Annotated in this window: 20 protein-coding genes; 1 reads left to right on the top strand and 19 read right to left on the bottom strand. The window is 46.8% G+C overall.

Annotated elements, in window-relative coordinates:
- Positions 1 to 294 precede the first annotated feature (294 nt).
- The 8 genes from Tfer_RS14695 to Tfer_RS14730 all read right to left on the bottom strand — a co-directional run bounded on the left by Tfer_RS14695 (position 295) and on the right by Tfer_RS14730 (position 9,322).
- Complete coding sequence (locus Tfer_RS14695; RefSeq protein WP_200901048.1) at positions 295 to 1,581, bottom strand: phenylacetate--CoA ligase family protein; 1,287 nt, start codon at positions 1,579 to 1,581, stop codon at positions 295 to 297.
- Positions 1,582 to 2,172 (bottom strand): indolepyruvate oxidoreductase subunit beta, encoded by a 591-nt coding sequence (locus Tfer_RS14700; RefSeq protein ID WP_052219049.1) that lies wholly within the window; start codon positions 2,170 to 2,172, stop codon positions 1,582 to 1,584.
- On the bottom strand, positions 2,169 to 3,962 hold the full coding sequence (gene iorA / locus Tfer_RS14705; RefSeq protein ID WP_052219050.1) for an indolepyruvate ferredoxin oxidoreductase subunit alpha: 1,794 nt from the start codon (positions 3,960 to 3,962) through the stop codon (positions 2,169 to 2,171). Before iorA ends, Tfer_RS14700 begins: the two co-directional genes overlap by 4 nt.
- 249 nt (positions 3,963 to 4,211) lie before the next feature.
- The gene (locus Tfer_RS14710; protein ID WP_052219051.1) at positions 4,212 to 5,207 is read right to left on the bottom strand and encodes a 3-hydroxybutyryl-CoA dehydrogenase; all 996 of its coding nucleotides are present in this window, start codon (positions 5,205 to 5,207) and stop codon (positions 4,212 to 4,214) included.
- On the bottom strand, positions 5,183 to 6,307 hold the full coding sequence (locus tag Tfer_RS14715) for an NAD/NADP-dependent octopine/nopaline dehydrogenase family protein (protein ID WP_052219052.1): 1,125 nt from the start codon (positions 6,305 to 6,307) through the stop codon (positions 5,183 to 5,185). Before Tfer_RS14715 ends, Tfer_RS14710 begins: the two co-directional genes overlap by 25 nt.
- A 69-nt stretch (positions 6,308 to 6,376) precedes the next feature.
- Positions 6,377 to 7,663 (bottom strand): TRAP transporter large permease, encoded by a 1,287-nt coding sequence (locus Tfer_RS14720; RefSeq protein WP_052219053.1) that lies wholly within the window; start codon positions 7,661 to 7,663, stop codon positions 6,377 to 6,379.
- Positions 7,656 to 8,210 carry a TRAP transporter small permease gene (locus Tfer_RS14725; protein WP_052219054.1) on the bottom strand — a complete coding sequence of 185 codons (555 nt, stop codon included), beginning with the start codon at positions 8,208 to 8,210 and terminating at the stop codon, positions 7,656 to 7,658. Before Tfer_RS14725 ends, Tfer_RS14720 begins: the two co-directional genes overlap by 8 nt.
- Positions 8,211 to 8,278: 68 nt before the next feature.
- Positions 8,279 to 9,322 carry a TRAP transporter substrate-binding protein gene (locus Tfer_RS14730; protein WP_052219055.1) on the bottom strand — a complete coding sequence of 348 codons (1,044 nt, stop codon included), beginning with the start codon at positions 9,320 to 9,322 and terminating at the stop codon, positions 8,279 to 8,281.
- 420 nt (positions 9,323 to 9,742) lie between these two features.
- On the opposite strand from Tfer_RS14730, the gene Tfer_RS14735 reads away from it, so the two are divergent.
- A complete protein-coding gene (locus Tfer_RS14735) occupies positions 9,743 to 10,783 on the top strand; it encodes a threonine aldolase family protein (protein WP_052219056.1) in 1,041 nt (346 codons plus the stop codon).
- 252 nt (positions 10,784 to 11,035) lie between these two features.
- Here the strand turns inward: Tfer_RS14735 and era are convergent, their stop codons facing one another.
- The 11 genes from era to Tfer_RS14790 all read right to left on the bottom strand — a co-directional run bounded on the left by era (position 11,036) and on the right by Tfer_RS14790 (position 21,947).
- Positions 11,036 to 11,938, bottom strand: coding sequence for a GTPase Era (gene era / locus Tfer_RS14740; RefSeq protein WP_052219057.1), 903 nt, complete (start codon positions 11,936 to 11,938; stop codon positions 11,036 to 11,038).
- Position 11,939: 1 nt separating this feature from the next.
- A complete protein-coding gene (cdd, locus tag Tfer_RS14745; RefSeq protein WP_052219058.1) occupies positions 11,940 to 12,365 on the bottom strand; it encodes a cytidine deaminase in 426 nt (141 codons plus the stop codon).
- Between the two features lie 209 nt (positions 12,366 to 12,574).
- A complete protein-coding gene (locus Tfer_RS14750; RefSeq protein WP_052219059.1) occupies positions 12,575 to 13,651 on the bottom strand; it encodes a DUF3048 domain-containing protein in 1,077 nt (358 codons plus the stop codon).
- A gap of 27 nt (positions 13,652 to 13,678) precedes the next feature.
- Positions 13,679 to 14,137: an rRNA maturation RNase YbeY gene (gene ybeY / locus Tfer_RS14755; RefSeq protein ID WP_052219060.1), complete on the bottom strand. Its 459-nt coding sequence runs from the start codon at positions 14,135 to 14,137 to the stop codon at positions 13,679 to 13,681.
- On the bottom strand, positions 14,118 to 16,283 hold the full coding sequence (locus Tfer_RS14760; RefSeq protein WP_013121259.1) for an HD family phosphohydrolase: 2,166 nt from the start codon (positions 16,281 to 16,283) through the stop codon (positions 14,118 to 14,120). Before Tfer_RS14760 ends, ybeY begins: the two co-directional genes overlap by 20 nt.
- Positions 16,284 to 16,298: 15 nt before the next feature.
- Entirely contained in the window at positions 16,299 to 17,267 is a 969-nt protein-coding gene (locus Tfer_RS14765) for a PhoH family protein (RefSeq protein WP_013121260.1), read from the bottom strand.
- A complete protein-coding gene (gene yqfD / locus Tfer_RS14770) occupies positions 17,264 to 18,556 on the bottom strand; it encodes a sporulation protein YqfD (RefSeq protein ID WP_052219061.1) in 1,293 nt (430 codons plus the stop codon). Before yqfD ends, Tfer_RS14765 begins: the two co-directional genes overlap by 4 nt.
- A 13-nt stretch (positions 18,557 to 18,569) precedes the next feature.
- The gene (gene yqfC, locus Tfer_RS14775; RefSeq protein WP_013121262.1) at positions 18,570 to 18,854 is read right to left on the bottom strand and encodes a sporulation protein YqfC; all 285 of its coding nucleotides are present in this window, start codon (positions 18,852 to 18,854) and stop codon (positions 18,570 to 18,572) included.
- Positions 18,855 to 18,917: 63 nt separating this feature from the next.
- A complete protein-coding gene (locus Tfer_RS14780) occupies positions 18,918 to 19,493 on the bottom strand; it encodes a hypothetical protein (RefSeq protein WP_052219062.1) in 576 nt (191 codons plus the stop codon).
- Positions 19,494 to 19,527: 34 nt separating this feature from the next.
- A complete protein-coding gene (floA, locus tag Tfer_RS14785) occupies positions 19,528 to 20,553 on the bottom strand; it encodes a flotillin-like protein FloA (protein ID WP_052219063.1) in 1,026 nt (341 codons plus the stop codon).
- Between the two features lie 41 nt (positions 20,554 to 20,594).
- Positions 20,595 to 21,947 (bottom strand): NfeD family protein, encoded by a 1,353-nt coding sequence (locus Tfer_RS14790; RefSeq protein ID WP_052219064.1) that lies wholly within the window; start codon positions 21,945 to 21,947, stop codon positions 20,595 to 20,597.
- Positions 21,948 to 22,003 lie beyond the last annotated feature (56 nt).

Consider the following 22,003-nt stretch of genomic DNA (forward strand, 5'->3'; position numbering starts at 1 on the left):
TCTTCGAACATACGGGAATTCCCTGCCTGCCCGGCAGCGGGTTTGCGGGCGCAGTCGCTCCCAAACGGTAGGCGGAGAACCCTCCCTATCCTGCCGTAGGAGGGGAGAAAGAAAAATAGGAGCCGCTGCCCGGTGAAACAAACGTTGCTCCGGAGCTGCGCACGGAGATAGTTTACCACAGAGAAGTCATTACTTGAAATGTCTTCTTTGGGAGGCTCTATGGTTTCAGAAGCTAATTAAAATTTCACTTTTAGAATAAGCTATATACAGGGAGTGTCCCATAACTAACAGCCTTTAAACATCCCGCATATCAAATACCCGCTTGCTCTTTTTCTCCGACCTGGGCAAAGTACCTCTTGGTACCGCCTCCACATCGGCCAGAATGCCGATCCGCGCTTTTATGTTTTTCCTGCATTCACCGGCAACCTGCTCGAGGCTAGCGCCCGGTTCGGCCTCCACCTTAATCAGGATCTGGTCTTTGGCATCTTTACGGGTCAAAATAATCTGGTACTCACTGCAAGCTCCGGGCGTAAGCTTAAGGACATCATCAATCTGGCCGGGGTAAATATTTACAGCCTTAACCTTAATCATGTCATCAGTTCTGCCCAGTACCCTGTCGATCATGGGATACAGACTGCCACAAGGACACTTCTCCACAAAAATTCTGGTAATGTCATGAGTCCTGTACCTCAATAAAGGCATACCTTCCTTGGTCAGGGTAGTAATAACCAGTTCGCCCTGTTCGCCGGGGGGCAGTTGTTTACCCGTGTCAGGGTCAATAATTTCGAAAATTAGGTGGTCAGACCAGAAATGCAGACCCGTATGGTACGGACAGTCTATAGCGATGCCGGGTCCGTAAATTTCAGTTAGGCCATAAATATCGAAACTGTCGATATGCAGGTATTCCTCAATACGTGAGCGCATCTTGTCGCTCCACCGTTCGGAACCGATTACACCAATACGCAGTTTGATTTTATCCCCTAATCCACGGCGGTGAATCTCCTCGGCCAGCAGCAAAGCATAAGACGATGTACCGATAATAACTGTGGTTCCCATGTCCACCATCATTTCCAGTTGTTTTTCCGTATTTCCGGGCCCCGTGGGTATAGCCATTGCCCCAAGGCGTTCTACCCCGGCCTGGAAGCCGATGCCGGCTGTCCATAACCCATAGCCGGGAGTAATCTGCACCCGGTCACGGTTAGTTACTCCAGCCATAGCCAGGCAGCGAGCCATCAGCTCCGCCCAGGTTATGACATCTTTTTGCGTGTAAGGGACGATTATCGGTTTCCCTGTGGTCCCCGAGGAAGAGTGAATCCTGACCACGTCTTCTTCCGGCACGGCCATCAACCCCAACGGGTAGCCGTTGCGAAGTTCTCCTTTATCAGTCATGGGCACGCTTTCCAAATCCCGGATGGTTCGTATGTCGTCCGGTTTAATACCGGCCTGACTTAGTTTTTCGCGGTAGAAAGGAGAGTTTCTGAACAGCCGCTGCACCAAAGCCTGCAGCTTTTCCTCCTGGTATTTGGTAATATCCTCAAAATTGAGCTTTTCTGTTTGGATGGCATCTCTGTTTATTGCCATTTAACTCCCTCCCAAGGCTTGCCTGCCGGCAAGAAATGCTTTTTCATTTATTTCTGTTGTTTTTGGCGGTACCATGGCCAGAATTGCTTCCAACAATTGTTCGGAAGTAAAAAGCAGGTCGGGTAGTGTGGAAAGGGCTCCCAGCATAACTATATTTACAGCTTTAAAACTACCGGCTTCCTCAGCTAAGCGGGAAGCGTCAAAAATATAACAGCTTCCGGGCCATTCGTTAAGGTACTCGCTAAGTTGGGCCTCATTGTAAACAGATTTTCCAGTCGCCACTGACACCGGAACAATTTTAGTAGCATTGGCTATAACCGTCCCGCCCGGCTTGAGCTTGGGCAGCAGTCTGACTGTCTCGGCCAGTTCAAATCCTATTAAAACATCCGCTTTACCGTCGGGGATGACCGCGCCATACAGGGGTTCCCCAATACGGACATTGCTTGTCACACAGCCTTCCCGCTGAGCCATACCAATGGTTTCAGACGTAAATACAGGCTGGTTGGCCAAAATGGCTGCTTCCGCAATTATCCGGGAAGCCAGGACTGTCCCCTGGCCGCCAACTCCGGCAATTACAATATCCTGGCTCACTTTGCCACCTCCTCTATGGCATCAGCCGGGCAAACCTGCCGGCAAACACCACACCCCGTACAAGTTGCTCCGATAATTACTTTTTCGCCTGCAGGAACAAGGGCAGGACAACCAAGTTTGTTCATACAAACTTTACAACCAACACATTTATCAGTAACCCAGCAAATTTTCGCAGGCTTAACCAGGGAAACACACTCCCGTTTCATGATGACAACAGCAGGGCCTGTAAAGTCAACAGCCTCCCTGACAGCATCCACTGCTTCAGCCAGGTTGTATGGATCGACTTCTTTAACCAGGCTTATACCCAAAGCCCGGCAAACTTCCGCAATACTGATAACTTTATCGTTCACACCCGTAGCCGTACAGGGCAGTCCGGGATGGGGCTGGTGCCCTGTCATGGCCGTGGTGCTGTTATCTAAAACTACCAAAGTAATATCGGCGTTATTATATACGGCATTAACCAGTCCCGCCAAACCGGTGTGGAAAAAGGTCGAATCTCCCAGAAAGGCCAGGTGTTTGACCCCGGATTCCACTTTGGACAAACCCGATGCAATCGTCACACTGGCACCCATACATAAACAGGTATCCATGGCATTCAGGGGCGGCGCTACGCCAAGGGTATAGCAGCCAATATCGCCGGCAAAAACAGCAGGTTTCCCTTTGACAGCTTCTTTCGCCGCAAAAAAGGAAGCGCGGTGCGGACACCCGGCGCACAAGACAGGGTTCCTTGCCGGCAGCGGAGGCGGCGGGCTCTGTTCCGCCGTTGTTTTATCTTCCACCCCAAGAAACCCGGCCAGGATAGCGCGTACTTTATCGACATTCAACTCCCCTTCCCGCGGCACCAGTTTATCATTTTTACCGCTGATGGAAAGATTAAGTTTATTTTTCCAGGCTATTTTAATGATCTGGTCTTCCACCACGGGTTCCTGTTCTTCGATAACAATCAGCCTGTCTACATTCCGTAGCAATTCCAGCACGGGCTTCTCCGGCAGGGGATAAGGCGTACCAACCTTAAGCAGGGAAACCTCCTGTCCCAGTTGGGCCAGGGCTTCCCGCACATAGTTGTAACTCACGCCCGAGGTCACCACACCTGTACGGTTTTTCAACACTAATTTATTAAAAGGAGAATAATTAAAGGAAGCAGCAATCTCCTCCTGCATTTCGTTTAACCAGATGTGTTTTTGGTATGCCAGACTGGGGAAAATAACCCAGGAAGGATCCTTTTCAAATACAAAGGCCTGGTCCTTTTTCGGGACCTCCTCCATGACTACATCCTGGCAGACATGACAAACTCTTGTGGTGGGCCGTAAGATAACAGGCAGTTTAGTCTGTTCGGAAAGTTCAAAGGCCGCAATAGTCATGTCCTTGGCTTCCTGTGGAGTACAGGGGTCGAATACGGGCAGTTTGGCAAACTGGGCAAATTTTCTCGTGTCTTGTTCATTTTGCGAGCTGTGCGGTCCCGGGTCATCTGCCACAACTATAACCAGCCCGCCTTTTATTCCTATATAAGCCAGAGTCATTAACGGGTCCGCCGCCACATTTAAACCTACCTGTTTCATAGAAACTATGGCGCGCGCCCCCGCATACGCGGCGCCAGCAGCAACTTCCAGCGCAACTTTTTCGTTTACAGACCATTCAGCATAATAACCGTACTCTTTAGCAAAACGAGCAAGGGTAGAGAAAACCTCCGAAGAAGGGGTTCCCGGATAAGCGGCAGCTACCTTGACTCCTGCTTCAACAGCGCCTCTGGCTATGGCTTCATTGCCCATCAGAAGCTTTTTTTTTGTCATTATTGTTTCCTCCCGAGCAGTAATTTTTCTAATCTGTCTCTATTATAGAAAAAGCCAGGTTTTTGGTAAGACCTGGCCACAAGATTCTATTTAAAAATGTGTATCAAGACAGGCTAGGCTAGGCTCATCTCAAAACTCTTCTATACTTTTAGCTGTTATATTTAATTTTAGCACATACTTGATTTTTTGTCAGTAGAAAAACTTTGCCTTGACGGCGCCTCTCTTTAACGAGGCCAAAAAATGCTTTACCTAATCCCTGCCTCCATGGGGCGGCGCCAGCAGGCCCAGATGTTTCAGCAGGTCAACAAATTTCCGCAGCGTTTCCCGTTGATACTCTGATACATCCCTGCCCCTGTAATTGTAAAAACCGTGACCAGTTTTGAGCCCAATTTTCCCTTTTTCCATATTTTCAGTGATTATTGTCGGTGGAGCAAACCGTTCCGAATTAAGGGCTTTTGCCAAATAGTTGCCGGCATAATAAAGAGTGTCTCCTCCACCCCAGTCGATAAACTCAAGCAGTCCCAGAACCGCAAACCTAAGACCGAAGCCCACCCTGCAGGCTTTATCTATATCTTCTGGTTCCGCTACCCCTTCATCTACCAGGCGGGCAGCCTCATTCATGGCCAAGGCCTGGATACGGGGAACGATAAACCCCGGTGAAGGCGCGCATTTCACAGGTACCTTCCCTATGGATTCAAGAAGTTCGATCATTTTCTCCAACATTGCCGGTGAAGTACCATGGGCAGGACTGACTTCCACCAGGGGGATAAGGTAAGCAGGATTCAGCCAGTGCGTATTCATAAACCGCTCCGCCCCTTTTATAAAAGAAGCCAACGTATCGGCAAGAAATGTAGATGTGGTAGAAGCAATTATTGTTTCACCGGAGACCAGCCGGCATATTTCAGCAAAGACTTCTTCCTTTGCTTCCAATATCTCGGGTACCGCTTCAAAAACCACCCCGGCCTCCTCTAAAGATTCTTTTGCCTGGGACCGGCCATGGTACGTTACCCGGGCGGCAATTACCTGTGCTGTTACCTCATCGGTGACCCCCAGGGACGTCAGTAAGGAAAGGGTGGCCTCAATTTGCTCCCTGGCCTTTAAGAGAACCTGTCGAGATTCACCGGGTGAGCGTTTTTTTAGATCCAAGAGCCTCACATTATGCCCGGCGGAGGCAAAAACCTGGGCAATACCGGTACCCATGCGGCCGGCCCCAACAACAGTTATGATTGTTTTGCTGTCATCCATAAAAGCACTTCCTTATAGAGCAAGCCTTTATCCAACATTAACCTCATTTCTTCCCTGGATAAATGATTTAACCCGAGGTTTTCCAGGGTCCGGCCCGTCACCCGCAGGTTTTCCCCAACAATTGCAGACGCAATGTTCAAAAGACCGGTAGCCACAGGTACCGGTACCCCAACCCAGTCAGCAATTGATACCAGCAAAGCCAACCCGCAGGCGATATCTTCACGCATGTAGCGGTGGTTCAGCAGGTCCAAGGATTCGCGCCAATCGGCGCTGTCAACCAGTTTCTCATGGGCTGCATTGCCATACATCCACTCTTCTCCGTCAGGATTATAGTGGTCTGCCAGAGGAAAGTGGGGCGGCCCGTACCCTAAAGCCTCCCTAACGGCAATCCGTTCAGCGTCGAGGGCATCATGGACCCGACGTATGGAAGGCTGGGTGCCTTCGTTGTGAATGTCCCAGTAGTCAAAGTGTTCAATCGGGCCCGCGTTAAGGAGGATAAGTGGCGGGTGGATAATGGGCCCGGCATTCATTAGTGCCCCGTCCAGGGCATCCTGCAGGGGCTCCACTGCAGGAAAGGCCCTCTTTATAATATCAAAGGCATAAGCTGATTTGTTCGCCGGGAACACTCCCGTTGGCAGGCGAGTTGCCCTGGCAGTTATTGCCACCGTGTCAGGGCAATGTTTTCGTGCCAGGTACGGAAGAGTCCCCGTTTCCGCAAAAACCACTTCGGCCCTGCATCCTTCTTCAATGAGCCCCTTGGCCATGATATAACTACCGAAGGTACCCGGTGTCATTAGGATTACCTGTCCATTCTTAAGGTGCTGCGCAAGCCGCTTAACCAGCGAATCTTGCGTGAAAGCAGGAAGCGGGATCATAATCAACTCCGCATCCCTGATAACAGCGCCCAGATCGTCACTTGCCATCGCCAGATTGACTTTCCGGTGCCCCTTATAGCCTTTTAAAAATAAGGCCTGTTTCTCAAGGACCGATTTAAAGGCGGTGATGTCTCGCCTCCACAATCTGACTCTATGTCCCTTTTCAGCAAGGTCTGCTGCCGCTGCATAAGCTCCGTTTCCACCACCCAATACTGCTACATCCATATCTTTCCTTCCTTCCTTACTTACTAAATAAAAGTTATTATTCCAATTACATAAAAATTATTAACTCAATTACATAAAAGTTATTGTCCCAGGGAATACAATCAGCAGGGCAATTAATACTGCATAAGCAACAAGGAAATACCCTGCTCCTTTAAAGATGGACATCACCGGTGTTTCCGGGGCTAACCCCTTGACCACAAAAACCGTAACTCCTACGGGCGGTGTAATAGCCCCGGCGCTGGTAACAATGCAGAGAAGAACGGCAAACCAGACTGGGTCATATCCCAGAGCCATAACAGTGGGATAAAAAATAGGGATTGAAATAATTAGAAAACCAAGGGCGTCCATTAGGGCGCCGCCCAAAATATATATACCGAGAATCGCCAGCAGGATAATAAGAGAAGGTACGTGTAAAGCGGCCGTCCAGTCAGCAACCTCGTAAGGAAGCCTGGTTATGGTCAGGAACCTGCTGAACACCATGGCACTGATAACAAGTGTTAAAACCATGGTTGAGGATTTTAAGGTTCCGAACAGGGAAGCCGAGAGTTTGCTGAAGTTCAGTTTACCCATGGCAAGGGAAATCACCATGGCCCCGAAAGCTCCAAAAGCTCCTGATTCGGTTGGGGTAAACCAGCCCTTATAAAGCCCGCCTATAACAAAGATGAAAAGCAGTAGTGTAGGGAAAACCCCTTTGATGGATACCATTTTTTCTTTAAAAGTACTTACCGGCCCCGCCGGCCCCATCTCGGGGTACTTCATACACAAGAAAAATATAGTGAGAAGGAACAGCAGAGTCAACAGTATGCCTGGAATAACCGAAGCTACAAATAACTGCTTAACAGACTGTTCCGTCTGCAATGCAATAACCAGCAGCACTGTACTGGGAGGTATAATTATGCCCAAAGTACCTCCGGCTGCCACAGACCCGGTACTTAGCTTCTCATCATACTTATATTTCTTCAATTCCGGCAGGGCCATTGTCCCCATAGCTGCAGCAGTAGCCGAGTTGGAACCACATATAGCGGCAAACCCCGCACTGGCCAGCACAACGGTAGCAGCCATACCTCCCCTGAGGTGCCCGACCCATTTATAGGCCGCCTTAAAGAGGCTTTCGGTAACTCCCGTCCGAAATATAATTTCTCCCATTAGTATGTAAAGGGGTATAACACTCATGGTATAGCTTGAAAACTGATTCCACAAGTCTCCGGTCAGTACACTGAAGGCCGCCTTAGGAGAAGCTACTGTCAGAAGCCCCGCGAACCCCACTATAAACATGGAAAAACTTATCGGCATTCTGAGGATCATTAGAAAAAACAATACTAAAAGACCAATTAATGCTATGGTTATATCACTCATCGCCAGCCCTCCCAACCACTTCTTTGACGAAATCTACAAAAAGAGCCAATGTAAGGCCGGTAAAGCCCAGAGCCACCAGGTATATTAAAGGATAAAAGGGTATTTTCATGGTTTCGGAGACGTTTCCATTTTCGGCCACGTTAATTGCATATGAAACCATTTTCCATGATACCATGAAGAAGAAACACGCGCTTAAAAAAAGCATTATGCTTTTAATGATTCTTTGGAGGAGCGGGGAAAAATGCTCAACCAGAGCATCAATCTCAACATAACCCTGCTGCAATTGGGTAAATCCCAGGCCGAAAGCAAGGGCAATGGCAGCCAACCACCCGACAAGTTCTGTTGTGCCTATAAATGGTTTGTATACCTCACGGGAAACCGCATTGGCTACAACTACAAATACCATCAAAAGCAGGCTAATACCCGCTATCCAGGCAAGGCTTTTATTGATATATACATTAATAAGATCTAAATAGCCCAGTAACCCCCTTTTAGTTAGCTTAGTTTTACTTTCCAACGGAATCAACCGTTCGTCAGGATTTGCCATAATTTCCCCCCCCCAAAAATGTGCAGACACCCAGATCCTATTTGGGGTAGGCAGGGTGCCTTTTGTTTTTACTTTCTACTATACTTATCTTTAAGTTCATAAAGCCTGTTCCTGTATTCTTCTGCCGGCAGGCCTTTGGCCTTCAAATCCTTAACAAGTTTATCCTGCAGAGGCTTCAGTTTTGCGTCCCATTTAGCCTTTTCTTCCTCGGACAGGGTCACTACTTGAAGGCCATATTCCCGGGCGCTCCATTTCAGGGCTTCCTGAACATGGTTGTCGTGGTATTCACCGGTCCACCTGGCCATTTCAGGGCCAAGTTCGTCAATTACCTTCTGCACATCGGGTGGCAGGGATTCCCATACATCTTTATTCATAACAGCTATAAAGCTGGTTACTGTCAGCGGGTAATCGGTGGTATATTTCAGTGATTCTGCCAGTTTCAGGTCTTTCAAGACTTCGCGGGAGCTTACAAGCCCATCAATGATTCCTGTTTGCAGCGCTTCCGGAACCTCGGCCATTCCCATGCCCACCGGAGTGGCGCCAAGGTCCCGCAAAACAGGAGTGAGGGCTCCGGAAATCCTGATCTGCATCCCCTTGAGGTCATCTAAACTTTTGACTGGCTTTTTAGTCATTAGGTGGGCAGGTTCCGTGGCAAAAGCAGCGATAATTTTATAATCTTTTAAAGCATCGGGCGGGAACTCCCGTACCAAATCGTAGAATACCTGACTGGATACCTTGGAGTTAGGGAAACCGGAAGGCAGATCTGAAATACCGATTAAACCAAACCGGCCCGGTTCATACGTGGGACATGACAAGCCAATATCCGCTACCCCGTCCCTGACACCGTCATACATATTTTTATCGGTAAGCAGGGTACCGCCTGGGAACAGCTCAACTTGAACCTTACCGTTGGTCCTCTTTTCAACCTCTTCCTTCCACTTTTCCATCTGTTTCGCCGGGAAGGTATTTGCCGGCGCAAAGAAGGCATATGTAAGCTTGATAGGCTTATCGCTCTCAGCTTTACCGGATTCAGAACGCCCCCCACAGCCGGATAAAATGGCGCTCAATAAAAACATCAGAGCAATTACACTAAATACTGCTTTCCTTTTCATCTTAAAGCCTCCATACTTTATTGTTTTTTCAGCTTATTTTCTCAGACACAGGGTTCACAATAAAATTAATCTGCCAGAAACCAAAAAACCAGCACTCAAATGAGTACTGGTAATTAACTGCACCAACCTCATCTCAGCTCCTCTCATCTCTTTTTCTAACTTTACTCAACTAAACTGAACTTCAATTTTCCTTTGGTCTATACATCTTATTTTATTTTATATTAGCATCTAAAATATAAAAATGTCAAGAATTTTAAGTATACGGCATCCTGTGATATTTGTATGGATTGGTATTAATTAAAAAATATATCGCGGCAGGACTGGCCGTCATAATGTGGAATATAAGTTATTGTTGTTCCCGAGCCATATCTCCGGAGTTATCCGGCATTACTTATATCACCAAAAAAAGGAGTTGTTGAAATGACTAGTATAAAAATTAGTAAAAACTTTGCCAGCGACAATTGTTCCGGGGTTCATCCGGAAATTCTGCAAGCCATCTGTGAGGCCAATCAAGGCCATACCCTAGCTTATGGGGATGATGTATATACTGCATCGGCCCTCAACAAGTTCCGTGAACATTTTGGAAAAGATATCGAAGTCTTTTTTGTCTTCAACGGGACAGGCGCTAACGTTCTAAGTCTGCAAGCAGCCACCGATTCCTTTAATGCAGTCATTTGCGCCGATACGGCTCATATTAACTGTGACGAATGCGGCGCCCCCGAGAAATTTACAGGCTGTAAGTTGCTAACAATCCCATCGACTAACGGTAAAATAACAGTTGACCAGGTTGAAAAATTTCTGCACCTGGCCGGCAATCAGCACCACAGCCAACCGAAAGCCATCTCGATAACCCAGTCAACAGAGCTTGGCACCGTATATCAACCGAGAGAAATCCAAACCATCGCCGATTTTGCCCATACCCATGACATGTTCCTGCATATGGACGGCACCAGGCTTGCTAATGCGGCAGCCAGTCTAAACCTTACCCTACGCGAGATTAGCCGTGACGTGGGAGTAGATATTCTTTCCTTCGGCGGCACTAAAAACGGGATGATGTACGGCGAGGCAGTGGTTATTTTTAATAAGAATCTGCATAAAAATTTCTCATATATAAGAAAACAGGGCATGCAACTGGCATCTAAAATGCGTTTTATTGCAGCTCAGTTTGAAGCCCTGCTGTCCAATGATTTGTGGCTGCGAAACGCCCGCCATACCAATAAACTGGCCAAGCTACTGGCAGAAGAAGTATCAAAAATACCGCAGATTAAAATCACCCAACCGGTGCAGGCCAATGCTGTTTTTGCCATTGTGCCGCCGCAATTCATCCCGGCGCTGCAGCAGGAATATTTCTTTTATGTCTGGAATAAAGAAACTTCCGAAGTGCGCTGGATGATTTCCTTCGATACCACGGAGGAAGACGTCATCGACTTCGTTCGGCTTATCAGACAAACGATTTCCTGAACTTACATTGGTTTGTCACTCCGGCCCTGCTATATCTGTAACCAATGTCCGGCACTCCAAAACCCTTTTTGACCTTATATTAGAAACTTAAAGAAGAGCAGGGTAAGACTACCGTAAATAATCAAACCCGCATAACATCGGCAATGGTTCAACCCAACTGCAAAATTTCTTACGGTTTATGAAAATATCCAAATAATGAATAATATCATTCATGAATTAAATTTACCAATATTTACCGGCGATGTCAATAGGCTAGGTATCCAATTTATAACCAAATCCCTGCAGGATATTGGCGCGGTTACGCCAATCCTTTTTCACTTTTACCCAAAGATCCAGGTATACCTTGGAGCCAAGCAAATTCTCTATATCCTGTCGCGCAAAAGCTCCTACTTTTTTCAACATCTGGCCGCCTTTACCGACGATAATTCCTTTTTGGCTCTCCCGCTCCACATAAACTACGGCCCTTACATATACAGTCTCATTTTTCCTGGCAGTTACTTCTTCAATATCAACAGCTACGGAATGAGGAACTTCATCTCTGGTCAGCTCCAGCACCTTTTCTCTAATTAATTCAGCCATTACAAAGCGTTCAGGCTGGTCGGAAATCATGTCATCAGGATAATACTTGGGCCCTTCCGGCAAATATTTCAGTATATTGTCCAAAAGCGCCTGGAGGTTCGCTCCTGTAATCGCCGAGACGGGCACCACCTCAGCAAACTGTTTTCGCGCAGTATAAGCATCAATCAGAGGCAAAATAGCATCTTTCTGTACCAGGTCAATTTTATTAATCACCAGTATCACAGGCGTCTTGATTTCCTGCAACTGTTCCAATATGTATCGGTCGCCGGTCCCAACCTCTTGTTCCGTTGCTTCCACAAGAAAGAGAATCAAATCAACTTCTTTTAAAGCATTATATGCCACCTGAACCATGTATTCGCCCAGTTTATGCTTGGGCTTATGGATGCCAGGCGTATCTAAAAAAATCACCTGGTAGTTTTCTCCGGTTAAAACACCGTTAATTTTATTCCTAGTGGTCTGCGGCTTTTCTGACATAATTGCCAGCTTTTGGCCGAGAAACTTATTCATCAACGTTGATTTTCCTACGTTAGGCCGACCAATTAATGCTACAAACCCGGACTTAAAACCCTCCGCCATTTTACCTACCCCCAGTTACGGAATCGCCGGAAAAAGCCTCGGGAAGCAATTCCGTGATTGTTGTTAACCGGTAATCTCCTTTGTTATTGGCCATTATTACCGTTAAGTCCCTGGAAAATTCAACAAGTACCTGCCGGCAGGCGCCACAGGGAATACAGTAGTCATCAGCATCGGAAACTATGGCGATAGCCTTAAAATCACGGCAGTCATCGGCAATTGCCCGGAAAACGGCATTTCGTTCGGCACAGATGGTCAATCCGAACGAAGCATTTTCCACATTGCATCCTGTATAAACCCGCCCGTCACCGGTCAGTAAAGCCGCCCCCACCCGGAACTTGGAATAGGGAGCATAAGCCCTTTCCTTAACTTCCAGGGCATGCTTCACTAATTCATCGATTTTTTTTCGTTCAAAGACACCTTTGTCCATTATCCAACCTCACGTATTTTAAAAATTAATTCAACTTTCTTACTTTAAATTTTTTGCAGATAAAATTATTGATTTTAAAAAATATTTACCACTTTGTGGTTAGATACTGTAAGTCGCCACTTATTGTTTCACTATTACAGTGTTATTAGCTGTTACCTTGCCGCTGATGGCTTATTATTGGTAGTATACTCAGTGGTTTAGTTTTTCCTCTAGTAATCTACTCTTGTTTTTGAAGGAACTACCTCAATCCATGTCTGCCCCGGCCGCAGCCTGATTTCTTTACCTTGCTCGTCTCTATACACCGTCCAGGCACGCAGGGCGCCTTTTTCCCAACGGCCCCGGTATACTTGCCCATCTATGAAAAACAGGGCTTTACCGCTACCAATCATTTGCACATCCAGACGACCTTCAGCATCTATAACCTTAGTATTTGTATATTGGATAATAATATTGCGGGCCGTCAACTGCCTACCGGTAACGTTGTCAATATGGGCTTTGCCACCGTTATACCTGAAATAAAGATTCTTTTTCGGATCATAGGTATATTTAACCAAACTATAGCGGCGGGGAAAATTTATTACGATTTCTGGGGCCGGGAGGCCGTTGTGCAGTTTTTCACCGGGACTTAAGAAGCTAAATCCAGGTACCCGGACATGGGCTTGATATCCCTTATCCAAGCTTACTTGGCGTATTTTGTCCGTATCTCCGTATAAGTTATGCGGCGCCTTGCGGCTTTTTATCCGCCAGTAAGCTCCCCCTCTTCTGCCGATGCCAAACTCATCCATATCTGCTACCCGTGCAGTCTTAACAAATTTTTTGGCATCTTCGCTGCCGCCGCAGTGGGCATAAAGAGCATTATATTCCAAAGCTCTTTCGATATAATAGGGCCGCGCGCTGCGAACAGGCCCCACATTATCACTGTCCTGTGAATGATATATAGCCAGAAACCTGGTTATGCCCCCCTCGGCCAATACTTCGTAAACTATATCAGCTTTCGGCAGCCCTGATTGCGGCCTGGCCGCCGGGGCATTTTCCACCATAACAGCCACGGGACGTTTTTCCAGGTTAGCCGGGTCAGTCATTATCCCTGTAAGCGGAGCCGGAACGTAATTATCGGGCACAACCGAATCCTTCTCTTTACCCGGTTTTTCCACTTCCTTTTGTTGTATGGCAAAAGGTAGGGGGCCTTTGTCTTTTATTGAACAGCCCGTACCATAAATCGAGAGAGATAAAAACAAAACTACCATCAAGGCCCATAAACTAACCCTTTTTAACAAACTGTTCATAATGTCGTGCTCCTGTCAATTGATCTCTTACCTGGTGATATTTAAGCCGGTTAATACCTGTTCTTCTTTCTCCCGCATGATATCCCGTTCTTCCTCTGTATTATGGTCGTAACCTAGCAGATGAAACATGCCATGGGCCGTTAGATAAGCCATTTCCCTGGTAAAAGAATGTCCATATTCTGCTGCCTGATTTTGCGCCCGTTCTACGGAAATAAATACGTCACCCAAAAGAAGGTCTTCTTCTTCAAAAAATTCCTCTTCTCCGTCTTCAATCAGGGCAAAAGACAGGACATCCGTTGGAGAATCTACACCCCGGTACTGCTTGTTCAATTGGTGAATATAATCATCATCAACAAGCACTATGCCCACTTCAGCGCCGGGAAACTCGCTTTGTTCCAAAACGGCATTAGCAACCCTTTCGATGGTTTCGCCCAATTCGGGCGGCACTTCCACTTTTTCCTGCAAATTATTTACGTAAACCGGCATCTCTGGCCTTTCTCCTCTCTATTTCCTTGATTACTGTTTCAGGATATTCTACCCTGGCATGAAATATACCTGACAAAACGCGCACAAAGGTATTGGCGATAACATCCAGGTCTTTAAAAGTCAAATCACATTCATCCAACTGCCCATCGTGGAGTTTATCCTTTATTATCCGCCTGACCAGGCCTTCAATCCTGCCCGGCGTGGGCTTTTGCAGGGCCCGCACTGCTGCTTCCACGGAATCGGCCATCATAACCAAAGCAGCTTCCTTGGTTTGCGGTTTGGGACCTTCATAGCGAAAATCTTCCTCAGAGACACTTTCATTTTTATCATTTTCTAAAGCCCTGTTAAAGAAATAACTTACTATGCTTGTTCCATGGTGCTGTTCAATGATATCAATGACAGGCTGGGGCAGTTTATGCTCTCTGGCCATTTCCACACCGTCTTTGGTGTGGGAAGTGATAATAAGAGTGCTCAAACTGGGCGCTATTTTATCATGTGGATTTTCACAGGATAACTGGTTTTCGATAAAAAAGTACGGCCTCCTCAACTTTCCTATGTCGTGGTAATAAGCGCCTACTCTGACAAGAAGCGATTCCCCCCCTACCGCGTCTGCAGCAGCTTCCGCCAAATTCCCGACAACAATGCTGTGGTGGTAAGTACCGGGCGCTTCCAGCAGAAGCCTTTTTAACAGAGGTTGGCTGGGATTGGCCAATTCCAGTAGTTTTACAGCGGAAGTAATACCAAAAGCGCTTTCCAGAAAAGGCAACATGCCGATAGTTAAAACGGAAGAAAAGATACCGTTGATTAAACCAAAAGCAATAGCCGAGAAAAATACTAATAATGCCGAAGCTGTTTCTCCTTTAGTAATCAACTCAACAGCAATAATCCCTATGAAATGAGTAGCGCTGATATAAACCAGCCCAGCTTTTACCAGGTCAGAACGCTGACTGAGCTTGGAAACGCTGAAAACTCCGGCCATACCTGTAAAAAGGCTTACCACTGCAAAATTCAGTTGATTACCGGTGATGATCCCTAGCATTACGGCCATGATGGCATTTATGAGCAAGGCAAGTTTAGTATCCAGTAGAATGGCAATCAGCATTACGGCCGCCGCAAAAGGCACCATATAACCCAGTAAAGCCGCTATGTTTGAGGTAATTTCAATGGCAATAATTATTTTTGCCAATATCAACGAAACAATTACTATCAGGCCCAAAAGCAACAGGTAACCTTCATTGCGGTAAATATTTCTCCTGTAGTGATATAAAAATACCATGACCATTATCAAGGAGAGGATAACGAGGATAGCTATTCCCACAACTGACTTAAAAGGCGCGCGATCTTTCAGTACGCCAAGGGCCTCCAATTTGGCGATATGGTCCTGAGTAACAATTTCTCCCTCGCCGATAATTTTCTCTCCCTGTTTCACCGTTACCCTGACAGGCGTTACCGCTTCTACTGCGGCTTCTATCTTGGCTTTAGTTGCTTCTTCATTATAAATGAAATTAGGACGCAAATAATTGTTTATCAGTGAAATCAAAAAAGACTTTTGTTCGGCGCTAATCTTCAGGGGTTCTATTTCTTCGCTGTTCAACCTGCTTTTGGCTGCCGCAAGATTTTCTTCAGAAATACCTACCTCCATGGCTTTATTTACAATACCTTTAACTTTTTCATGCAATGCCTGCAAAACGGCAGGATTGGAGGAAATTAATGCCTTATAAACGGCCGGTGAAAGGTCCAGCCCCAATTCTGTTCTTAAACGTTCTACTTTAGTGTTAAGATCGGCATTAGTTTGTGCTTGAATAGATTTAATTTTATTGAAAGCAGTGTCGATATCAGCAATTGTAGCCGCATAAGCATCGGGGTCTTCGTCGTGTACTTTCCCCACACTGTTGGCAGCCTGTCTTTTTAAAGCCTGTGTTTTCAGCTTGTCCTCAAATTCAATACTTCGAGGAGCCTTGATAGTTTTGGGGGCTACGTCACCTGGCTTTAAATTCAGCCGATTAGGCAGAAAATTCAATGACAAAATAACCGTAACCAGAAAAAAAGTAGCCAAAGCTATACCGACTTTTTTCACGGTGGTATTTTTAAAAACGGGAATCAGTTTATTTTGCAGAAGGTCAAGGACACTTTCCTTCAGAGCCATTCATGTCACTCCCAACTAATCTCCCTGCTCCGCGGCCCGGTCGTAGGCTTGAATAATACGCTGAACAAGTTGGTGCCTCATAACATCCTGGGTGCCAAAATACCGAAAAGCTATACCTTTTACGTCTTTCAAAATCCGTTCCGCCTCCAGGAGTCCCGAACGCTGCCCTTTGGGCAAATCAATCTGGGTTATATCTCCAGTTATAACTGCTTTGGAACCAAAGCCCAACCGGGTTAAAAACATTTTCATTTGCTCCGGAGTTGTATTTTGGGCCTCGTCCAAAATCAGAAAAGCATCGTCCAGAGTGCGCCCCCGCATATAGGCCAGAGGCGCAACTTCAATAATCCCTTTTTCCAGAAATTTATTGGTTTTATCCGGCCCGATAATGTCAAACAGGCTGTCATATAAAGGCCTTAAATAAGGATTGACTTTTTCCTGCAGGTCGCCGGGCAAGAACCCCAGTTTCTCTCCCGCTTCTACAGCGGGCCGGGTGATAATTAAACGGTTTACTGCTTTTTCTTTTAAAGCTTTGGCAGCCATAGCCACCGCCAGGTAGGTTTTGCCTGTGCCGGCAGGCCCAACGCCGAATACCACATCGTGCTGCTTAATGGCATCAATATACTGCTTTTGCCCATGAGTTTTAGGTTGCAGCGGTTTGCCACGGAAGGTAACAATAATTAACTCCGAGGCCAGTTCCTGCATTTTCCTGCCCTGCCCGCTTTTCACCAGTCCAATAATATATTGGATCTCTCGCGTCGTTAAATTCTGGCCGGCATTGCTTAAAGCAACCATTTCCAAAAAAACTTGGGCCGCCTGTTCGACCGCCTCTTCATCACCGGAAAAAACAATCTGGTTTTCTCTGAGCACAACTGCAACATTCAGGGTCTCTTCCAAAAAACGTATGTTTTCGTCATGGTGACCAAAAATATTTCTGGCATCCGTTACATCGTCTATGGAAATTTTCTTTTCGACCTTTGTTATCAATTATGCCTAACCTCCTGTTTTTTTTCAAGGGTTTCGTATTTCATTTCGTTTTGGGTTAGTGGTCGCACTGAACCGATGTTTTCCAAAGTTTCCACCATTACCTTGACTCTGACCAGATCAGGTTCCTTTGTTTTTATGATATATGTTTTTTCTTTTAGTAGTTTCACCTGCGCCGGCAATTTAAACTGGCTTTTGGCCTTCTGTATGGCCAATTTCTTAGCCTCGCCAAAGGCTATCTTTTCCGTTACCGGCTTTGTTTCATAGTAATACGTTGTAAGTACTTCGACGGGAATCTTTAGATTCCTCCAGGCCGGCAGTCTTTCGACTTTTTCCTTCTTTATATAAGACTTAAAGGGAACCCTTGCGCTACCCTGGATAGATATGGATTTTGGGCCCAGTTTCACCACTATATTCCGTACATAACGCCCCGTCTCAACCGTTTTCACGGTTTTTAGCTGGGCTTCACCATATCCGTCATACCAAACCCTCGCTTTTATTATCCCCCGAGCGCGCACAAAACGCCTCCTGATAACTTTTTGTTTCTCACCTTCCAAAAGCTGTTCCGGATTTTCCTTTTTGATAGGCGCCTCTATCTCTGATTCAATAATGCCGGAAATGAGCAGATCGCCCTTTTTCACCATTTCCCCTTCTTTTGCGGCAGCCACTCCGGATAAAACCAGCACTTCTTCAATTAAACCGGTTTTGTTGGCCACTATATGCGCCGGCCTGTCATCTTCTACCGGCGGGGTCACCTTTTCCGCCACCCTGATGATGGCTTTGGTCCCCGTAATATTAATACCCACCCAGGATATACCGGAGAGTTCGGTCTTAATTCGTTTTTCCACTTCCGAGGAATCCAGTTTCCATTTCGCTGTTCCGGTATACAGGCCGGCCTTTTCAGCCGTCTTTAATATGATGTCCGTCGAGACCTTTTTGTTTCCCGCCACATCAATGAACCATACGAAAGACGATAAAATATACAATACCGCCACGCAGGTCAGCGCCCCCACTACCATCATTTTCCGGCGCAATACCTTTGCTGTGGCAAAAGGTAGCCCTTTTTTGTTCTTTATTTTCATCTTGCCGCCCGTTCTTTTTATGATATGCCGAAGAGCCCGAAAACTGCTTACCCTGGCTTTAAGCAGAATTTTCTGGGGACCAAGCCAACGGATGTCCCAAAGGTATATTCCCCGGCTGACGGCCATGTTAACCAGTTTTTCAACGGCCTCACCTTCCACCAATAGTGTTAAGTAACCCATCAAATAGGACCAAAATCTAACCCAAAACATTTGTCTCCCTCCCCTATGCCCCAATTTTTATATCATCGATTTTACCTTCTACCGAAATTTCATCGGGCAAAATACTACGCAGGGAAAGGTCTGTTCCCGTGATGGCATATTCTCCTATGCTGGTATTAATTCTGACCAGGGTATCGGTATATTCCAAGATACCTTTATGATTCTCAATAATTACCTGAAAATTACCTACCATAATAATTTTCGGCAGGTCCAAAAGAACATCTTTCGGTATATCCAGAAAATTGGCAAATTGCTGGCCGAAGCGCCTTCTCTGGTCTTTCCACGACATAAAACAACCCCTCCTTGTACTAATAATCTCTATGCACGCGGAGGGGTAAACATGCCTTTGGGGTTAGTTTTTAACTACATAAAGTCCTTTTCTTTGTGGGCCGCGCTTTGATTTGGGTACCTGCAGCACTTCGCTTAAAATTATGCCGTTCAGCAATGCCTGGCTGTTGAGAAGGGGATAGCCCTCTGTATCCTGTCTCGCTGCCTGTTGGGCAGCCGGAAAAATATGCTCGTCAGGGGGTGGCCCCTCCTGGTACATCATCCGGGATTCCGTGCCACCTGCTGCGTCCTTTGATATCATTTGGCTTCTTGCTTCCAGCTCGGATTTTTGATCTATATATTTGGTCATCTGCCGAATAGGAACTTCCCTCTCCCGACCATCGCTTTGCCCACTTGCCTGTTGGTTTTCTGTTCTCCCCACCTCTGTATCCGTCTCTTCTTCATAGGGGTCCTGTTCTTCCCACGGAAACCCCCAGTTTTCCGACATTTCAGGCCATCTCTTCGGACCATGGGGCCACCCTTCCGGTCCCCAATTCTTCGGTTCCCAATCTTTCGGAAGTTTGTCTTTTATTTCCGGCATTTTGCCTAAAACCTTAAAGAAGACAAACGCCAGGAAAATTATCAACAACAATGCATCCATTTAAACGCCCCCTTTCCGGGCACCATCAATACGTTTATTTGTTATCCACAGGCGGAGTGTTGCCGGAACCTGCGCCATCTCCTTTGGGCGCCATTTTGCCTATAGCATCCCTCATCTGAGTATCGGCAAGCAGGTTTTGCAGGTTATAATAATCCATTACCCCCAGTTTACCCTCACGTAAGGCTTCAGCCAAAGCTCTCGGCACCATTGCTTCCGCTTCCACAACTTTTGCGCGCATTTCCTGTACGGCAGCCTTCATCTCCTGTTCTTTGGCCACCGCCATTGCCCGGCGTTCCTCAGCTTTGGCCTGGGCAATCCGCTTATCAGCCTCGGCCTGGTCAGTCTGCAACTGTGCTCCGATGTTTCGGCCAACGTCAACGTCTGCAATATCTATGGATAATATTTCAAAGGCTGTCCCGGCATCAAGTCCTTTGCCCAAAACAGTTTGCGAAATCAGGTCAGGGTTTTCCAGTACTGCCTTATGGTTGTCGGCAGAACCTACCGTAGTAACAACCCCTTCTCCAACCCGGGCAATAATTGTTTCTTCCCCAGCCCCGCCAACAAGGCGGTCAATGTTTGCCCGTACTGTTACCCGGGCAATAGCTTTTACTTCTATACCGTCCTTGGCTACAGCTGAAATCAAAGGTGTTTCGATAACTTTGGGGTTAACACTCATTTGTACCGCTTCCAAAACGTTTCTACCGGCCAAGTCGATAGCTGCCGCCCGCTCAAAGGCAAGGGGTATATTGGCCCTTTCCGCAGCGATCAAAGCATCAACTACCCGGTCCACATTACCACCGGCCAGGTAATGAGCTTCCAACTGATTAACCGTTACATTTAACCCCGCTTTTACAGCTTTAATCAAGGGATTAACTATTTTTGCCGGCGGTACCCGCCGTAACCGCATACCAATCAGGGTTATAATCCCGATTTTCACCCCTGCCGCCAGAGCAGAAATCCACAGCCCGACAGGAATAAAACTTAAAATGATGGCCAGGGCGATCAGGCCCACGGCAAAGAAAAATAAGGGAACCAGAGCAGCAATACCAGCAAATTCCATTAATTTAACCTCCTTGCAATTAAATTAAAAATTCTCCTAACTTATTCACTGGAATTTCCAAGTGACCGCACCACAACGCGGCCTCCTTCAACCAAAATAACTTTGACAGCTTTACCGGCAGGTATAAATCCTCCTTCGGTAACCACATCTACCCGTTGCCCGCTAAATTCAGCTGTTCCGGCAGGTCTTAAGGGAGTTACGGCCACCCCTTCCAGGCCCAGTAAATTTTCCAGTTCCTTTTTGGGCGCTACATACCCGGTGTCTTTGTCAAGCTTAAGGCCCAGGACAAGTCTGTCAAATATCCCTCGGCGGCCCATAACTTTAATTAACACGTATAACAGAATTATGGTGCCGGCAAAAGCTACCGAAAGGGAGATAATAGCCTGCAGTGGGCTGGTCGAAACGAGAAAAATACTCCAGATTACCAATCCTATGCCAATTACACCGGCTACGCCAAAACCCGGGATAACAAATATTTCAAGCATTAAGGCAATTATGCCCAGGCCAAAGATCAAAACCGCGAGCCAGCCCGATACCCCGGCCATCATGTGCCCGCCAAAAAACAATCCTAGGGCAATAAGCCCAACAGTACCGGCTACTCCCCAGCCAAGGGTAAAAGCTTCCATCACTAACCCCACAAAGCCGATCAACAATAAAATGGGGCTGATAAAGGGGTTAATTATCCACCAGGCCAGCCTTTCCCCAAAGCCCGGCCGGTATTCTTCGGCGGTATAATATACCCCGTCTTTTTGGGCCAGCTCTGTCAACAAGGCATGTTTATCGGGCACTATTTTATCCGCTATACCCAGTTCTACTGCTTTCTTGGCTGTAAGCGATAAAATCTCGCCTTTTTCTTTAATGTTTTCGATAACAACATTTCTGTCGGCCATGCCGGCAACAATCTTTGGGTTGCGCCCCCTGGCTTCGGCCGCTTCCTCCAGGTCTGACCGCCAGGAAGCCAAAATCTTCGGATTGTTAGGAACGGGTTCCGCCGCTCCAATGGCAGTACCCGGAGTCATATAAATTTCTTCTGCTGCCAAAGCAATTAACACCCCGGCCGACTTGGCCTCTCCGTTAATAAAGGCTACCGTCGGCACTTGAGCATTAAAAATTCTCGTCTTGATCCGCTGGGCTGAATCTATAAGACCTCCCGGGGTATCAATTTCAAATACAACCTTCTTGGCCCCCATCTGCTCAGCTTTGTCAAGACTTCTTTCCACAAATGAGGCCATCCCCGGTTCAATTTCTCCCTTTATAGGGATAAAAACAATCTTGGCCTGGTCAGCAAAAACGGGGCCAGAACCTACGTTGAGGGCCAAACCCAGCAGAATAATCAGTGGGTAAACAGCAATGCGCCTAAATCTTCTTTGTAGCAAAAATACTGTTCCGCTCAAATCTATACCTCCTTTCTACCGGCTGGCGCCGCCGCCTCCCGAAGAACCACCGCCGG

This window comes from Thermincola ferriacetica, assembly GCF_001263415.1.
Taxonomy (GTDB): domain Bacteria; phylum Bacillota; class Thermincolia; order Thermincolales; family Thermincolaceae; genus Thermincola; species Thermincola ferriacetica.

Excerpts from the sequence above, each read along its gene's own strand:
- Tfer_RS14695 (WP_200901048.1), bottom strand. The coding sequence starts at position 1,581 with ATGGCAATAAACAGAGATGCCATCCAAACAGAAAAGCTCAATTTTGAG.
- iorA (WP_052219050.1), bottom strand. The coding sequence starts at position 3,962 with ATGACAAAAAAAAAGCTTCTGATGGGCAATGAAGCCATAGCCAGAGGC.
- Tfer_RS14710 (WP_052219051.1), bottom strand. The coding sequence starts at position 5,207 with ATGGATGACAGCAAAACAATCATAACTGTTGTTGGGGCCGGCCGCATG.
- Tfer_RS14715 (WP_052219052.1), bottom strand. The coding sequence starts at position 6,307 with ATGGATGTAGCAGTATTGGGTGGTGGAAACGGAGCTTATGCAGCGGCA.
- Tfer_RS14720 (WP_052219053.1), bottom strand. The coding sequence starts at position 7,663 with ATGAGTGATATAACCATAGCATTAATTGGTCTTTTAGTATTGTTTTTT.
- Tfer_RS14725 (WP_052219054.1), bottom strand. The coding sequence starts at position 8,210 with ATGGCAAATCCTGACGAACGGTTGATTCCGTTGGAAAGTAAAACTAAG.
- Tfer_RS14730 (WP_052219055.1), bottom strand. The coding sequence starts at position 9,322 with ATGAAAAGGAAAGCAGTATTTAGTGTAATTGCTCTGATGTTTTTATTG.
- Tfer_RS14735 (WP_052219056.1), top strand. The coding sequence starts at position 9,743 with ATGACTAGTATAAAAATTAGTAAAAACTTTGCCAGCGACAATTGTTCC.
- era (WP_052219057.1), bottom strand. The coding sequence starts at position 11,938 with ATGGCGGAGGGTTTTAAGTCCGGGTTTGTAGCATTAATTGGTCGGCCT.
- cdd (WP_052219058.1), bottom strand. The coding sequence starts at position 12,365 with ATGGACAAAGGTGTCTTTGAACGAAAAAAAATCGATGAATTAGTGAAG.
- Tfer_RS14750 (WP_052219059.1), bottom strand. The coding sequence starts at position 13,651 with ATGAACAGTTTGTTAAAAAGGGTTAGTTTATGGGCCTTGATGGTAGTT.
- ybeY (WP_052219060.1), bottom strand. The coding sequence starts at position 14,137 with ATGCCGGTTTACGTAAATAATTTGCAGGAAAAAGTGGAAGTGCCGCCC.
- Tfer_RS14760 (WP_013121259.1), bottom strand. The coding sequence starts at position 16,283 with ATGGCTCTGAAGGAAAGTGTCCTTGACCTTCTGCAAAATAAACTGATT.
- yqfD (WP_052219061.1), bottom strand. The coding sequence starts at position 18,556 with ATGTTTTGGGTTAGATTTTGGTCCTATTTGATGGGTTACTTAACACTA.
- yqfC (WP_013121262.1), bottom strand. The coding sequence starts at position 18,854 with ATGTCGTGGAAAGACCAGAGAAGGCGCTTCGGCCAGCAATTTGCCAAT.
- Tfer_RS14780 (WP_052219062.1), bottom strand. The coding sequence starts at position 19,493 with ATGGATGCATTGTTGTTGATAATTTTCCTGGCGTTTGTCTTCTTTAAG.
- floA (WP_052219063.1), bottom strand. The coding sequence starts at position 20,553 with ATGGAATTTGCTGGTATTGCTGCTCTGGTTCCCTTATTTTTCTTTGCC.